The sequence below is a fragment of the Nonomuraea solani genome, assembly GCF_900108335.1.
Lineage (GTDB): Bacteria > Actinomycetota > Actinomycetes > Streptosporangiales > Streptosporangiaceae > Nonomuraea > Nonomuraea solani.
Map to the genome: position 1 here is coordinate 48908 of NZ_FNVT01000024.1, position 13464 is coordinate 62371.

General features: G+C 70.2%; 19 protein-coding genes and 1 pseudogene. 10 read left to right on the plus strand and 10 right to left on the minus strand.

Annotation, left to right across the window (positions count from 1 at the left end):
* Nucleotides 1-59 precede the first annotated feature (59 nt).
* From C4V41_RS63555 to C4V41_RS50285, 3 genes are read right to left on the minus strand one after another with little or no spacing between them, the layout of a single operon-like run.
* A complete protein-coding gene (locus C4V41_RS63555; RefSeq protein WP_200824793.1) occupies nt 60-209 on the minus strand; it encodes a hypothetical protein in 150 nt (49 codons plus the stop codon).
* 47 nt (nt 210-256) lie between these two features.
* Nucleotides 257-436, minus strand: a complete 180-nt coding sequence (locus C4V41_RS50280; RefSeq protein WP_103963180.1) for a hypothetical protein — start codon at nt 434-436, stop codon at nt 257-259.
* A 50-nt stretch (nt 437-486) separates the two neighbouring features.
* Nucleotides 487-918, minus strand: a complete 432-nt coding sequence (locus tag C4V41_RS50285; protein ID WP_103963181.1) for a DUF3592 domain-containing protein — start codon at nt 916-918, stop codon at nt 487-489.
* Nucleotides 919-1058: 140 nt separating this feature from the next.
* Here C4V41_RS50285 and C4V41_RS50290 point away from each other — a divergent pair, with 140 nt between their 5' ends.
* From C4V41_RS50290 to C4V41_RS50305, 4 genes are all read left to right on the plus strand, one after another.
* Nucleotides 1059-1751 carry a glycoside hydrolase family 12 protein gene (locus C4V41_RS50290; RefSeq protein ID WP_103963182.1) on the plus strand — a complete coding sequence of 231 codons (693 nt, stop codon included), beginning with the start codon at nt 1059-1061 and terminating at the stop codon, nt 1749-1751.
* Nucleotides 1752-1872: 121 nt separating this feature from the next.
* Nucleotides 1873-2406 carry an RICIN domain-containing protein gene (locus C4V41_RS50295; protein ID WP_103963183.1) on the plus strand — a complete coding sequence of 178 codons (534 nt, stop codon included), beginning with the start codon at nt 1873-1875 and terminating at the stop codon, nt 2404-2406.
* Between the two features lie 263 nt (nt 2407-2669).
* Nucleotides 2670-2864, plus strand: a complete 195-nt coding sequence (locus C4V41_RS50300; protein WP_103963184.1) for a hypothetical protein — start codon at nt 2670-2672, stop codon at nt 2862-2864.
* A 78-nt stretch (nt 2865-2942) separates the two neighbouring features.
* Entirely contained in the window at nt 2943-3572 is a 630-nt protein-coding gene (locus C4V41_RS50305; protein ID WP_103963185.1) for a hypothetical protein, read from the plus strand.
* Nucleotides 3573-3650: 78 nt separating this feature from the next.
* On the opposite strand, the gene C4V41_RS50310 is transcribed toward C4V41_RS50305, so the two are convergent.
* Together C4V41_RS50310 and C4V41_RS50315 are read right to left on the minus strand one after the other, a co-directional pair.
* Nucleotides 3651-4124 carry an NUDIX hydrolase gene (locus C4V41_RS50310; protein ID WP_103963186.1) on the minus strand — a complete coding sequence of 158 codons (474 nt, stop codon included), beginning with the start codon at nt 4122-4124 and terminating at the stop codon, nt 3651-3653.
* A 165-nt stretch (nt 4125-4289) separates the two neighbouring features.
* On the minus strand, nt 4290-5348 hold the full coding sequence (locus C4V41_RS50315; RefSeq protein WP_103963187.1) for an FUSC family protein: 1059 nt from the start codon (nt 5346-5348) through the stop codon (nt 4290-4292).
* Between the two features lie 576 nt (nt 5349-5924).
* Between C4V41_RS50315 and C4V41_RS50320 the strand changes: the two genes are divergently transcribed.
* Nucleotides 5925-6188 carry a hypothetical protein gene (locus C4V41_RS50320; RefSeq protein WP_103963188.1) on the plus strand — a complete coding sequence of 88 codons (264 nt, stop codon included), beginning with the start codon at nt 5925-5927 and terminating at the stop codon, nt 6186-6188.
* A gap of 144 nt (nt 6189-6332) precedes the next feature.
* Here C4V41_RS50320 and C4V41_RS50325 read toward each other — a convergent pair whose 3' ends face one another.
* Nucleotides 6333-6698: a hypothetical protein gene (locus C4V41_RS50325; protein WP_103963189.1), complete on the minus strand. Its 366-nt coding sequence runs from the start codon at nt 6696-6698 to the stop codon at nt 6333-6335.
* 230 nt (nt 6699-6928) lie between these two features.
* On the opposite strand from C4V41_RS50325, the gene C4V41_RS50330 reads away from it, so the two are divergent.
* The 5 genes from C4V41_RS50330 (at nt 6929) to C4V41_RS50350 (ending at nt 10924) form a co-directional block, all read left to right on the plus strand.
* Nucleotides 6929-7462: a hypothetical protein gene (locus C4V41_RS50330; RefSeq protein WP_103963190.1), complete on the plus strand. Its 534-nt coding sequence runs from the start codon at nt 6929-6931 to the stop codon at nt 7460-7462.
* Nucleotides 7463-7540: 78 nt separating this feature from the next.
* Nucleotides 7541-8782: a low temperature requirement protein A gene (locus C4V41_RS50335; RefSeq protein WP_103963191.1), complete on the plus strand. Its 1242-nt coding sequence runs from the start codon at nt 7541-7543 to the stop codon at nt 8780-8782.
* Between the two features lie 27 nt (nt 8783-8809).
* Complete coding sequence (locus C4V41_RS50340; RefSeq protein WP_103963192.1) at nt 8810-10192, plus strand: alkaline phosphatase PhoX; 1383 nt, start codon at nt 8810-8812, stop codon at nt 10190-10192.
* Nucleotides 10193-10206: 14 nt separating this feature from the next.
* Entirely contained in the window at nt 10207-10536 is a 330-nt protein-coding gene (locus C4V41_RS50345; RefSeq protein WP_103963193.1) for a hypothetical protein, read from the plus strand.
* Nucleotides 10511-10924, plus strand: a complete 414-nt coding sequence (locus C4V41_RS50350; protein ID WP_146104098.1) for an alkaline phosphatase family protein — start codon at nt 10511-10513, stop codon at nt 10922-10924. The genes C4V41_RS50345 and C4V41_RS50350 overlap by 26 nt, the downstream gene beginning before the upstream one ends.
* A gap of 6 nt (nt 10925-10930) precedes the next feature.
* On the opposite strand, the gene C4V41_RS50355 is transcribed toward C4V41_RS50350, so the two are convergent.
* From C4V41_RS50355 to C4V41_RS50370, 4 genes and pseudogenes are all read right to left on the minus strand, one after another.
* The gene (locus C4V41_RS50355; protein WP_200824794.1) at nt 10931-11170 is read right to left on the minus strand and encodes a three-helix bundle dimerization domain-containing protein; all 240 of its coding nucleotides are present in this window, start codon (nt 11168-11170) and stop codon (nt 10931-10933) included.
* Nucleotides 11171-11550: 380 nt separating this feature from the next.
* A complete protein-coding gene (locus C4V41_RS50360; RefSeq protein ID WP_103963195.1) occupies nt 11551-12804 on the minus strand; it encodes an esterase-like activity of phytase family protein in 1254 nt (417 codons plus the stop codon).
* A gap of 96 nt (nt 12805-12900) precedes the next feature.
* On the minus strand, nt 12901-13272 hold the full coding sequence (locus C4V41_RS50365) for a barstar family protein (RefSeq protein WP_103963196.1): 372 nt from the start codon (nt 13270-13272) through the stop codon (nt 12901-12903).
* Between the two features lie 8 nt (nt 13273-13280).
* Nucleotides 13281-13463, minus strand: a pseudogene (locus C4V41_RS50370) (ribonuclease domain-containing protein); the annotation flags it as partial.
* Between the last annotated feature and the right edge of the window lies 1 nt (nt 13464).

A 13464-nucleotide genomic window follows, 5' to 3' on the forward strand; every position in this document is an offset into this window, starting at 1 on the left:
AGTCACCTTACAAGCGGGAAAAGGACGGCTCCATCGAATAAAAAGGGAGCCAGGGGACGTCAGTGGCGGCGCGACCGCCACCGATCCAGCCAGCTCCGGGCCTTCGCCCGGTTGCGCGGATCACGGGCCATCCGCTTGGCCTTCTCGATGTTCTGCCTGCCTTTGGGGCTGCGCAGATACGCGCGCACCCGATCAATGAGTGTGGCCATACGCCTCCCCCTACCCCGTGGGCCCGCGAGGAAGCAATGTGTAGTCGCTACGCCGGGGGCGTTTTCACGTCCTGGGGGCCGGCGGACATGGGCCGCAACGTTTCGGCCTGCTGAGATGTGCGAGCCGGCGCCTGGTCGACGATCGCCTGGATCGCCGATTTTCTCCTCTCGATGCCCGCCCCGTCGATGCTGATCTGCCGCCTGCGTCGGTTCCTGTCGTCAGTCACGGTCGGTAGCGTATTGAGCCGGTCACCACGGGCAGGTCACGTGAGACCCATCAATGGATCGTGAGGAACACGACGACGGCGCCGAGGGCGTACAAGGCGCCCATGCCGATCAGCAGCGGCCCGGCCAGGGCGCGCAGCCGGCCGCGCACGCCGTCGTCGATCCTGACCTCTCGCGGGTTCGCCGGGTCGTAGATCACCCGCACCTGCGCGCCGAGCTCGTGCGATGGGCGCGGGTACGTGATCCGCGAGTCGGCGGTGATCTCGCTGCCGTCGGCGGTGGTGAAGCGCAGTGACGTCAGCCAGCGCTGTACGCCGCCCGCCTCCGTACGAGGACGCCTGCCGATCACCTTGGCGGGCGCCCGCACCGCGTGCCGCAGGAACCGCCGTTCCCTGACCGTTCGCCGGATCCCGGCCATGACCAGTGCGAGTCCCAGCAGCCCGACCAGCACGACGATCAATTCGATGGAGTTCAGGGCACCCATGATTCATTGGCCCGTTTCGTCCGGTCAATGCCACGAAAGTTTCACCATGAGTTGACGGGCCGAGTCAACGGGCGCAAAGTGTCGCTTGTCGGCTCAGTTAGTTTGGACGGCGACCAAACTAATAACAGAGAGGATCAACCATGCGCACGATCGCGCGTTCAGCCGTGCCCGCCTGCGTGCTGGCGATCATCATCGGCCTCTTCCCCTCACCGGCGCTCGCCGCCGCCTGGTCCTCCAGCGCCCAGTGGGGCACCTGGACCAACGGTGGCTACACGCTCTACAACAACATCTGGGGCGGCGGGGCCGGCCCGCAGACGATCTGGGCGAACTCCTACAGCAACTGGGGCGTGTGGGCCAACCACCCCAACACCGGCGGCGTGAAGTCCTATCCCAACGCCACCAGGTACGTGGGCAAGCGCATCAGCGCGCTCGGCAGCGTCACCAGCAGGTTCAACGTCACGGTGCCGAGTGGTGGTTCGTACGCGACGGCGTACGACATCTGGGACACCGGCCACGCGTACGAGATCATGCTCTGGATGAACAAGCGCGGCGCCGTGGGCCCGCTCGGCACCCGCCAGACCGGCGCCACGGTCGGCGGCCACAGCTGGGACGTCTACCGCGGCAGCAACGGCGCGAACCAGGTCTTCTCGTTCGTCAGGACCGGCAACGCCAACTCCGGCACGGTGGACGTCAAGGCGGTGCTCAACTGGTTGCGCAGCAACAACTGGATGGGCGACGTGACGCTCGGCGACGTGCAGTTCGGCTACGAGATCACCTCCTCCAGCGGCGGCATGGACTTCGTCACCAACAGCTTCTCGGTGTCGTCCAGCTAGGCGATGCCTTTGTGCCCGGGATTACCGGCACAGTGCGTAATTGTGCGCCGACCAACCGGCCTTGCGGCATGTGTACTACCCGAGGCCCACAACCCGTGGGTCACTTCCTTCAGGGGGATACATGTTCGCATCACAAAGACTGAGACGTACCGCCGCCATCACCGCCGCCGCCCTGTGCGCGGCGGGAATCGGCGCCGCGATCGCGTCTCCGGCGCACGCCGAGGTGTTCAAGGAGCTCGAGTACCGTGGCAACGCCTCCAAGCTGGTCATGACCGCGGCCGCGAACCTCAACGGCTCCTTCGTCGTCCTGCGGCCCGACACCAACAGCAGGTTCGGCCAGTGGGCGCAGACGGCGACCTTCTCCTCGGGTGGCGGGCAGGCCGCCTTCATCTACACCCTGCGGGCCAGTCTGGAGAACGGGAGCACGCCGCTGTGCCTGACCGCCAAGAACACCACGGAGGTGACCGTGGCGGTCTGCAACAACAGTGACAGCCAGAAGTGGTTCCACCCCACCGCGGTGTCGGGTCCTGGCGGCACCCTGCCGACCAAGAACGTCGCCACACTCCGGCACCTGGGCCAGAGCCAGTCAGCTCAGGCGCCGCTGTCGTTGTTCGGTCCGATCGGCGGGCACTTCTGGGCCAAGCGCACCGCCTGATCCACCGCGCCCTGCCCACGGCCAGGCGCTCCTCTTGGTACGAGGGCGCCTGGCCTGTCGGGGCGAGGGCGCCTGGCCTCGCCGCCCGAACCGCGCGGTCCGTCGGCTCGTCTACCGAAATATGCGGACATTTCCAGCCGTAGCGCTCCTCGTGCTCGCCGCGGTGGCCTGCGGTACGACCCGAGGTCCGGCTGACCTATCCGCATGGGACCTGCGACACGACGCACGGGGCGCGCGTACACGAGACGCCGGAGGCGGTCGTCGTGGACGTCGACGTCCGGCGTGACGACGACGTGGAGTTCTGCACCGCGATGGGAAAGATCGACCAGCTCGGTGCCACGCTGCGCGAGCCCCTGGGCCGCCGGGTGGTGCTGGACGCCGAGAGCGGGGTGCCCCTGCTGCCGCACAGCGACATTCACCTGTCCGAGTTCCAGAACTACGACCCGCGCCACTCGTGAACACGTCCAGATAACGATCGCCCGCCAAGGCTGGCCACCGTACCCGCGCAGGCCGCGCCGAAGGATCCGGTCAGCGCGTTGAAGGCCAAGCTGGTGCCCGGTCACGGCGTACGGTTCACCGACACCGTCACCTGGTCGGACGGCACCGACGAGCGGGGCGCCCGGGACGCCAAGGGCACCTTCCAGTTCGACAAGAAGGGCATCGCCGCCTTCGACATCACGATGAACTATGGCGAGGACGACAAGGAACACGTCATCTCCATCGGCAAGACCGGTTATTACTCGGGCGGCATCCTGGAGAAGGTGCTCCCCAAGGGTAAGACCTGGTTCAAGAGCGCCGGCGGCGCCATCCCCGACGCCTGGGCCCAGTTCCTCAACCCGGCCGAGCCCAAGACCCTGGCCGCGTTGATCGAGAACGGGAAGACGCAGGGCAACACCGTCACCGGCTCGATCACGCTGAAGGAGCTCAAGACGGTCTCGGCCTGGGTGGGTGCCGCGAGAACGGGCAAGGAGAACGACGGCATCAAGATCGACTACACCCTCACCCTGTCCTCGGCGGGCCTGGTGAGCAGGGTGCGGACGTCGTACACGATCTCACGCGACGGAGAGCTCGACGCGGTGACCGTCGACAGCCGCTTCACCGGCTGGGGCACCAAGGTCTCGATCAAGGCCCCGCCTCCCGCGACGGTGACCGACAAGCTCGGCTGACCCGCGCTTGAGCGGTAGCCGTCCCGAAAACACCGGTTTCAGCGCGCGCTACCGCTTCGCCGTCCCGGCCCAGTGGGCTCAGTGCTGGATCAGGCCGCCGACCGGGACGGGATCGACATGGCCGGTCGCCGGGAGCGTCTGGGCCAGAGCGAGGCCGACGTCGACCAATGACGATCGGCGGAGGCGCGCGACGTCCGGGATCGGGGTCCAGACCGACTCGGTGGTGGCGCCGTTCGGTTCGGGACGGAGCCGGCCGCCGGTGATCCGGACCCGGTAGAAGATGCCGACGTTCTGGTGCTCGGGCAGGCCGGGCACGTGGCGTTCGGCGGCGGGGATCACTCTCGAATCCACACCCAGGAGCCGGTCGACCACGCCGTCGCAGCCGGTCTCCTCGGCGACCTCCCGGATGACCGCGTCGAACGGGTCCTCCCCGTGTTCCACCTTTCCGCCCGGAAGGGTCCAGTTCCGGTCGCCCTTCGGTCCGGCGTGGTGGGCGAGTAGCACGCGTCCGTCCTCGATGCAGACCGCGTACGCCGCCAGTCGGAAGCTCATCGCCGCACGCTATCCCATGGTCGTGTCCTGACTTATCCGGATGAGGCGCCGGCCCCCGCCCCGGTCGGCACGGCCCAGCAGATCGCCGGCAGGCTGCGCAGGCCGGGTTCGGCTACATCACCGTCCTGGAGGGCGGCATGGAACCGCTCCGATGGCCGGGACGCGTCACCGGACGGGGCGGCCGGGCAGGGTGTCCTGGCTGTCGGAGAGGAGGGCCAGGATGCGGTCGGCGTCGGTGAGGAGGCTGCCGCTGAGCGCCCAGCCGCCGGGATGCTCGACCTGGCCGTGGCGGATCTCGCTCGTCATGCGCTCATGGATGCGGACGGCCTGGGCCTGGGCGCGGCCGATCAGTTCGTGCGTCTGGGCGGGGTCGCCGCGGCGTACCCGGCTGGTCAGGGCCTCGGCCAGCAGGTCGAGCAGGTCGGCGTAGTCGCGGGCGTAGTCGTCGCTGACGTCGGGCGGCTGCCCGGCCGGGGATCCGGGGCCGGAGCCGGGGGCGGCGGGGTGGTCGAGGTAGGACAGGGCGTGCACGATGGCGTGCACGTGCGCCGCCGCCGACGTCAGCAGGTGCAGCACCGGGCCCGGGTCGGTGGTGACGGCACGGGGATGCAGGCGCAGGCGCAGGTTGTAGCGGCGGCTCTCGGTCCGGTCGGCCACCGCGGTGGTGGCCGCGGTCAACTGCTCGTCCAGGCGTACGGCCTGGCGCTCCCATTCCGGCAGCTCGGACAGGTTCCAGCCGTCGCGCAGCCCCTCGGCCATGGCGCCGAGCAGGGCGGCGCTCTCGCGGCCGAGGCGGCGTACCGCCAGGACGGGACGGTCGCGGTACAGCGGCGGCCACAGCAGCAGGTTCACGCCCATCCCGCTCAGCGCGCCGATGGCGGTGGCGACGACGTAGCCCAGCAGATAGCCCTCCTCCGAGGCGGCGCCGAAGGACAGCATGAGGACGGCGGTGGTGGCGACGTCACTGCCGTGGCGTCCCATCCGATGCCAGCGCGCGGCCAGCAGCGCGGGCGGCACGATGAGCGTCAGGCTCAGGACGCCCAGGCCCATCATGTAGCCGACGGCGCCGGCCAGCATGACCCCGGCGGCCACGGCCGCGACGCGGCGCAGCCCGTTGGTCAGCGTCTGGTAGACGGTGGCGTGCACCATGATCACCGCGGTGGCCGGCGCGATCCAGGTCGCCTGCGACGGCAGCAGCCGGCTGGCCACCAGCCAGGCCAGCACCGCCGCCAGCGTGGCCTTGGCGATCTGCCGAACCTGTAGCCGCTGGTGCGAACCGGACTTTGCCAGCCCTGCGACCTGCGCACGGACATAGTCGGCCTGTCGCCCTGCCGACGCGGTTAACTGTCTCCACCTATCGCCCATAGGTGGACATACTCCCCACATGGCGGCGTGAGATGTGCGTGTACGGCAATGGGATGAGTCACGGCCACCACGGATGGATCGTCCGGTTCCATCCAGGGGTTGATTGCGGGACGGCGTCGTCCACCACGTCAATGGTCCCCGTGGTGGCGAAACCGCGCTCTACACGGCCGACTACTCGATGTACTGGGTGCGGGGACACAAGCTGCGCCCCGGCGACAAGATCTCCCTCGGCTGGCACCACGCCTGTCACGCGACCGTGAGCACCAGCACGACGACTTTCGCCGTCGACATCGTGGGCGGCCGACGGTTCCGCGCCCGTCTCAAGGCCGGCCCCCAGGGGAAGTGCCCTCCCGGCTCGGCGGCACGACTGACTCGCCCGCCCGGCGGGTATGGAGACTCCGGCTCAACGTCGCGAGACCAGAGAGGGAGCTCCACGTGAACGAATTAGGGACTGCCGGCCGCGCCCGGTGTACGCCTCCTGCCGCCGCTGAGCTGTTCGAGATCGTCGTCCTGGACCCCACGGCCGAGGACGGCCAGGAACGCTGGCACACGATCGGCTGGGGCGTCGACCGTGGAGACGCCGACGACATCGCGCAGACGTACGTGACCCGTCACCTGTGCCCGTACGACGAGGCCCGGATCCGGCACAACGGCCGGTTCGTGGGCGAGCACCGCCGCCCGTCGACCGCCGACGCGTGACGGCTCGCCACGCTCCCTGGGGACGGCGCCGGTAGGGCGGGTTGCCTTCGGGGTCGGCCGGCACGGCGAATCCCTCGTCACCTCGCCGGCCGGCGCCCACGCGGGGCCCCCGACTGGGCGAACCGGCTCGTCACGGGAGCCACCTCAGCGGTCCCACGGCGGGCTGTCGCCCATCTTCTCGTAGTAGCGGCCCAGGTGCGCCTTGACCCGGTCGATCTCGTCGGCGGGGAGGTCGACGCCGCCGCGGGCGCCCTGCATGACGTTGCCCGCGGCCATGACGGCGCGCGGCACGGCCTTGAGCTTGCCGCCGATGACGTCGGCGATCAAAAGCTTGTAACTGCCGAAATTTCCGGCTTTATCGCCGTCGTACCCGATATGGGCGTCACGGTACGCGGCGTCCGGCTCGTCCTCGGCATCGGCCCAGTCGCGTACGCGCTTGTCGGCCGCGTCCCCGTCCCACGAGTGGTCACGGTCGGCCAAAGGCAGGTCTTGGAACCTGGTGACAGTCATGGCTGTCGGCTACCCCGCCCGTTCACCCTAAACAGGAGCACGACCGGGCATCCCTGAGCGCTCCGGCGGCCCGGTTGCACAACGACGGCCCGCATTACGGTGACCTCCACGCCGTGGTGATCGGATTCGGCCCTGCGGCCCCTACCCTCGGCCGGGCGCGCGAACGGGCGGTCCGCCGCCATGGGATATAAACATTCTGCTCCCCTGTCGATCTACCGGAATGAGCTCCGATGCTGACCGGATTCTTACGCGACCAGTTCTTCACGACGGCCTGGTTTGGCTTGATGGCCTTCGTGTGGTTCGGCTGGGCCCAGGAGGATCCGCCCCGGAAATGGCGGATCTGGCTGGGGGTGGGGTCGGTCCTGGGCCTCGGGTTCGCGGTCGCGTTCGGGGTGCTGACCGCCACGAACTGGGACCAGCCGAGCGCGCTGGCGGGCAAGTACGCCTGGTTCGGCGTCCTGGTCGCGGCCGAGGTCGTCGCCGCGGGAGCCGGGTGCCTCGTGCTGGCCAGGCGTGGGGCGTCCCGGTGGATGGCGTGGTGGGTCGCGCTCGTCGTGGCGGTGCACTTCCTGCCCCTGGCGCTGCTACTGAACGATCTCGGTGTGGCGGTCGTCGGTGTCGTCCAGCTGGCCGCGCTCGCCGTGGTCGTACCACGCCTGCGTGCCGCCACCACACCGAGCAGCAGGCCGGCTGGACCGATCATGGGCGCGACCCTGTTGCTGAGCGCGGCGATCGGTGCGGCGATCGCGATACCCGGGCTGTGAGCCTGGGCCTCCTCCGCTCGAAAATGCCGTGCGAACATGGCCCAGAAGCGTCCACCTCTCCACCGACCATGGAGCGCCATGGCTGACGCCGGCCACCGCAGGGACCATCGGCACCGGCCGTTCTCGGGCCGGAACCCGAAGGAGGCGCACCGCGGCGCGACCCCGCTGGAGCTGCTGTACGACCTGACCTTCGTGGTCGCGTTCGGAACCGCCGCGAACGAGCTCGCGCACTACCTGGCGGAGGGCCATCTCGGCACCGCGATCGGCGGCTTCGGCTTCGCGGTCTTCACCGTCGCCTGGGCCTGGATGAACTACTCCTGGTTCGCCTCGGCGTACGACAACGACGACTGGATGTTCCGCGTCGCCACGATGGTGCAGATGATCGGCGTGATCGTGCTGACGCTCGGCCTGGAGGAGATGTTCGCCTCCATCGACCGGGGAACGGGCCTGAACCTCGGCGTGATGGTGCTCGGATATGTCGTGATGCGGGTGTCCATGGCCTTCCTGTGGTCACAGGTCGCCCGGCACGACCCGGAGCGCGCCCCTGCCGCGCGCAAATACCTGTGGACGATCGGCCTCGCGCAGGTCGGCTGGGTGGTGCTCGCCCTGCTGACGCCGCCGGTTCCGGCGTTCCTGCTGGGCGGCCTCGCCCTGCTGGCCGTCGAAGTGGCCGGCCCCGTGCTGGCGGAGCGCCGCAGCCCCACGCCATGGCACGCCCGCCACATCGCGGAGCGGCACGGCCTGCTCACGCTGATCACGCTGGGCGAGGGGGTCATCGGCACCGTCGCGGCCCTCAACGCGCTCGTGCACATGGAGCACGGCTGGACCGTCGAGGCGGCGCTGCTCGCCGTGGCCGGGATCGGTCTCACGTTCGGCATCTGGTGGACGTACTTCGCCATACCGTGGGGTGAGGTGCTGGAGCGGCATCGGGAGCGGGCGTACGCGTGGAGCGTCTGCCACGTCCTGCTGTTCGGCGCCATCGCCGCCATGGGCGCCGGGCTCCACGTCGCGGCGTACTCGCTCGAAGGCGAGGCCGTCCTGGGCGCCACCGCCACGGTGCTGACCGTCGCCGTGCCGGTGTCGTTCTACATCCTCGCGCTGTACGCCCTCTACCTGATCTACATGCGGCACCGCGACCCGTTCCACCTGCTCCTCCTGGCGGGCACCGCCGGCGTGGTCGTCCTCGCCGTGGTCTGCGCCGAGCTGGGCCTGAGCATGTCGTGGTGCCTGGTCGTGCTCATGCTGGGACCTGCGGTGACGGTGGTCGGCTTCGAGACGGTCGGCCATCGGCACCTCGCCAAGGCGATGCTCACGGACTGACGTCCGACACGAGCGGATGGAGGACTCATGGACGACATCCAGCCCACCAAGACCCGGCGTGCCGTGCTGGCGGGGACGGCCGCGCTGGCTGGTGCCACGGCGCTCGCGCCCCTCGACGCGCTCGCGGCGCGCTCGGCGCGCGCCGACGCCGATGACCGGCAGGCCCGGCGGCCGTTCAGCCCCGACTACGGCCCGCTCGCACCGGTACGCGACCACACGACCGGCCTGCCCCTGCTCTTACTCCCCCGCGGATTCGAGTACGTCAGCCACGGCTGGACCGGCGACCCGATGAGCGACGACGTGGCCACCCCGGCCCTGCACGACGGCATGGCCGCCTTCCGCGTCAGGGGCGGCCGGGTCCGCCTGGTACGCAACCACGAAATATCCGGCTATCCAGGCAGATTCACCGACCCGTCGTACGACCCGGACGCCGGCGGAGGCACCTCGACGCTCACGTTCGACCTGGACGACGGGGCGTTCGTGGCGAGCCACGCCAGCCTGTCCGGCACCGTGCGCAACTGCGCCGGCGGTCCCACGCCCTGGGGCACCTGGCTGACCTGCGAAGAAACGCTGGATGTCAACCCTGTCAGCGGCACGCGGCACGGCTACGTCTTCGAGGTCCCGGCCGGCGGAAAGGGCGACCCCCGCCCGCTGAGGGCGATGGGCCGCTTCGAGCACGAGGCCGTCGCCGTCGACCCGGCGACCGGATACGTGTACGAGACCGAGGACGCCGGCGCCGCCGGCCTGTTCCGGTTCCGGCCGCGCCGCCGGGGCGAGCTGCGCAAGGGCGGCGTCCTGGAGATGCTCAAGATCGGCGACGCGACGTACGACACCTCTCCCGACCCCGCCGGCACGACCTACCGGGACACCTCCTGGGTGACCATCGACGACCCCGACCCGGACCCCGCCGCCCCGAGCCCCACCGCGCAGGGCGTCGCCAAGGGCGCGGCGACGTTCTCCCGCCTCGAAGGCGCCTGGTACGGCAACGGGCGCGTCTACATCGTGTCGACCAGCGGCGGGCCGAGCCGGCTCGGCCAGGTGATGGAGTACGACCCGCGCCGGGGCAGCCTGCGCATCCTGTTCGCCTCGCCGGGCGAGGACGTGCTGAGCAACCCGGACAACATCGGTGTCAGCCCGCGCGGCGGGATCGTCCTGTGCGAGGACGGCAGCGGCGTACAGTATCTGCACGGCCTGACCACCCGCGGCCAGATCTTCCCGTTCGCCGCCAACAACGTCGTCATCCCCGACGGCGTGCCGGGCAAGCCGTCGATCCAGCCAGGCGACTACTCGACCAGGGAATGGGCCGGCTCGACGTTCGAACCCGAGCGCGGCCGGTGGCTCTTCGCCAACATCCAGAGCCCGGGCATCACGTTCGCCATCACCGGCCCGTGGCGTAACGGCTCGCTCTAGCGGAGGCGGCCCCAGTGGCGATCTCCCGGCGTGCGATGCTGAGCGGCCTGGCGGCGGCCGGCGTATGGGCGGCCCGGCCCCGCCGCGCCGAGCATGTCATCGTGGTGGACTGGGACGGCTTCGACCCGGCCTACCTGGGGCGCGTGGCGACGCCCCACCTGGACCTGCTGGCCGCCCAGGGCGCCCTCGCGATCGCGGAGGGCCGTACCGTCGCCTCCGTTCAGTGGTACATGATCCAGGACCACGGCGTGCGCTACGGCGACCCTGAGCACTTGTACGTACAGCCCGGTGGCGGCCCCGGGCACCGAGGTCGTCATCGTGCCCAACGCGGTCCGGACCGGTGACATCACGCTGCGCGGCGCCGCGTCCGATCCGCACGCCCGGGCCAGGATAAGGGCGGCGCTTCGCCGGCTTCCCCAGATCGACCGGGTGCTCGACGATCGCACGCTGACGTCTCTGCACGCCGGCGGCAAACTCGGCGACCTGGTGGCCGAGGCGAGGCCGCCCTGGGGCTTCGCTCTCGGCGAGCCGCCGTCCGGACGGTGGGGCGGAGCGCACGGCAGCCTGCGCGAGATCAAGGTCCCCCTGCTGCTGTCCGGCGCCGGGATCCGCCCCGGCCTCCGCCCGCACCGTCCCCGCCTGATCGACGTCGCCCCGACCATCGCCGCGCTGCTCGGAACCCGTCCCCCCGCGCAGGCCCAGGGGCGGGACCTGACGGGAACCCACCGGTGACGGCCTTCAGGCGGAATCGGGTGCCGGCGGCCCGGCCATCAGGCGGCGGAGCTCCTCCCTGGCGAACCTGGCGGCCAGCAAGGGGACGAACTCCCTGACCGGCACCTGGTCGAACCTGCTCCAGGCGCGATCGATCGCCTCGAGGACCTGTTCCGGGGTGCAGTCGGCGCCGTAGGCGCTCGTGAGCTCGGCTCTTATCTGAGCGCGCGCCTGCTTTTCGAAGACCTCCGACGCCTCACCTGCCATGGCCCTTCCTTTCGGCCGCACATGCCTGGCACGTTCCATCGCCCCCAGGAAGCTATGCCCGGCCCGGGGTCCCGTTATGTACCACATCGGATGATTTAGGGCGTTCGCTTGGACAGGGGCTGGTTTCGGATGAGAGGAGTAGTGATGACCGGCCACGTGGACCGCACATATACGAGGTCGATGACGCCGCCCAGATCGTGATCGAAGGCTTCACCGGCCCGGACGGTCCCGTCACGGTGGACGAGCCGGAGACGCGGCGGCGCGGGCAGGATCTGGCGCAGCCGGAATGGCCCGCCCCGGCCTGACGACCGCCGACGCCTTCACGCTCGGCCTGCTCCTGGCCGGCGAACGCCACGAGAGCGCCGCCGCGGACCCCGGACTCAGCGCAGCGGACGGGCGAGGCGGATGGTGACGATCCGGCTGGGCACGCCGCTGTCCACCAGCCGGCCGTCCTGACCGAACTCGCCGAGCCCGAAGTCGTTGTCGTTGGCCACGACGAGCGTGCGCCGGTCGAGCAGGGCGATGCCCTCGACCTTGCCCGGCAGCGTGGGGACGATCTGGGACAGGTCGGCGACGAGCGACTTGCCCGGCAGCCGGACGGCGGGCGGGTCGGTCAGCTCCTCCAGCGACGGCGTGGTGGCCGGGTCGTCGTACGGGCCGCCCAGCAGGTTGGTGGCCTTCGCCAGGTCGATCTGGTAGATCCGGGCGACGTTGTCGGTACGCTCGTCGACCAGCAGCCGACGGCCGCCCGCGTGGGCCAGGCCGGAGATCTTCATCTCGCTCTGGTCGCCGTTCACCTTGGGGTCGAAGGTCGTGACGTCCTCGAACCGGTAGGCGTACTCGCCGGTCGCCTTCTCCGCGCGGAGGTCGAAGGTGAGGATGCGACCTATCCGGGAGGGCTTGGTCAGGGGGCTCTGCATCGCCAGGTAGAGGGTGTGGCCGTCGATCGCCAGCCCCTCGAAGCCGCGGTTCTGCCGCCGGTCGGCCAGAATGGCCGGCAACGACTCCTTGACCGGGTAGTCGGCGCCGGTGAGCCGCAGCCCCTTGGGGACGTACCGCGCCAGCACCCGTCCGCGCTCCGAGACGTGCAGCAGCGACGGGCCGTACTCGTCGACCAGCCAGAAGTCGCCGCCCGAGGTGCGCACGATGTCCTCGGTGTCCACCCCGCTCGGGTTGTACGGCAGCGCGGTGCGCCCGTCCCAGGTGTAGGGCGCCTCGTCGTGGCCGCGCTGGTTGCTCAGCCCGGTGACCGGCTTGCCGGAGGCGCCGACCAGCGGGATGTACTTCTTGATCTCGACGCCGAACCGGGTGGCCACCTGGACGATCGCCGGGGCGTACTCCGGGATCGGGAACGTGCGGCGCTTGTCCCCGTCCACCGTGACCTGCCCGTTGGGCCCCCGGTCGGTGACCATCCAGTAGTCGCCGCGCCGCCCCGCCGGGAACAGGCCGCTGCCGACACCGCCCAGCTTGACCCCGCGATCGTCGGCGATGGAGCGCTGCAGGTCACCCAGCGGGACGGGCGGAACGCGCACGTCCTCGACCACCACGGGCCGCCGCGCGGGCTCGGCGACGGCGGCGTGCGGTACGGCGATCGTCGCGGCGAGTGCCAGAATCCCGAGGACGGGACGGAACATGGCAGGGGCCTTTCGTGGCGGCGCAATACGGGCGCCCCAACGCTATTGACCACAAATGACCACGTATCAAAGCACCGATGAACCCTGCCCGATTGTTTACGCTCGTTCACCGGACAGCGCGGCCGAGATCCGGTGCCGGAGCAGCGGCTCGTGGCCGGGGTCGGTGTGCAGCGTCACGGTCAGCCCTGCCTCCGCGAAGACGTCCAGCAGGGTGCCCAGTTGCGCGGCGGGCTCATCGCCGAGCAACTCCTCCGCGTGCTCGACGATCAGGGCGACGGCCTCGGTGTCGCGCAGGCAGTCGGTGAGGGCGTCCCAGTTGCGGCCGAAATAGCCGGGGAGGCGCAGAGCCCGCGCGACCTCCTCGAAGAAGGCCGCGCGGGTCCGGCAGGCGCCACCGTCCACCATCGCGGGCGCCGGACCGGTGGACACCGTCAGCCAGTGCGGCAGTGGACGTGCGGCGGAGGTCATGGGCGTTCCTAGAGCCGGTAGAAGTCGGTGTAGTGGTTGGGCGAGAACCACACCACACCGGTGCTGCGGTTGACGACGATCCGGTACGCGTCACGCGCGGCACCCTGCGCCCGCGAGTACACGTCGTACTCATGGTAGGTGGCGCCGCTGGGGAGCTGGCCTTCGCGGTTGTAGAAGCGGCCACCGGCGAAG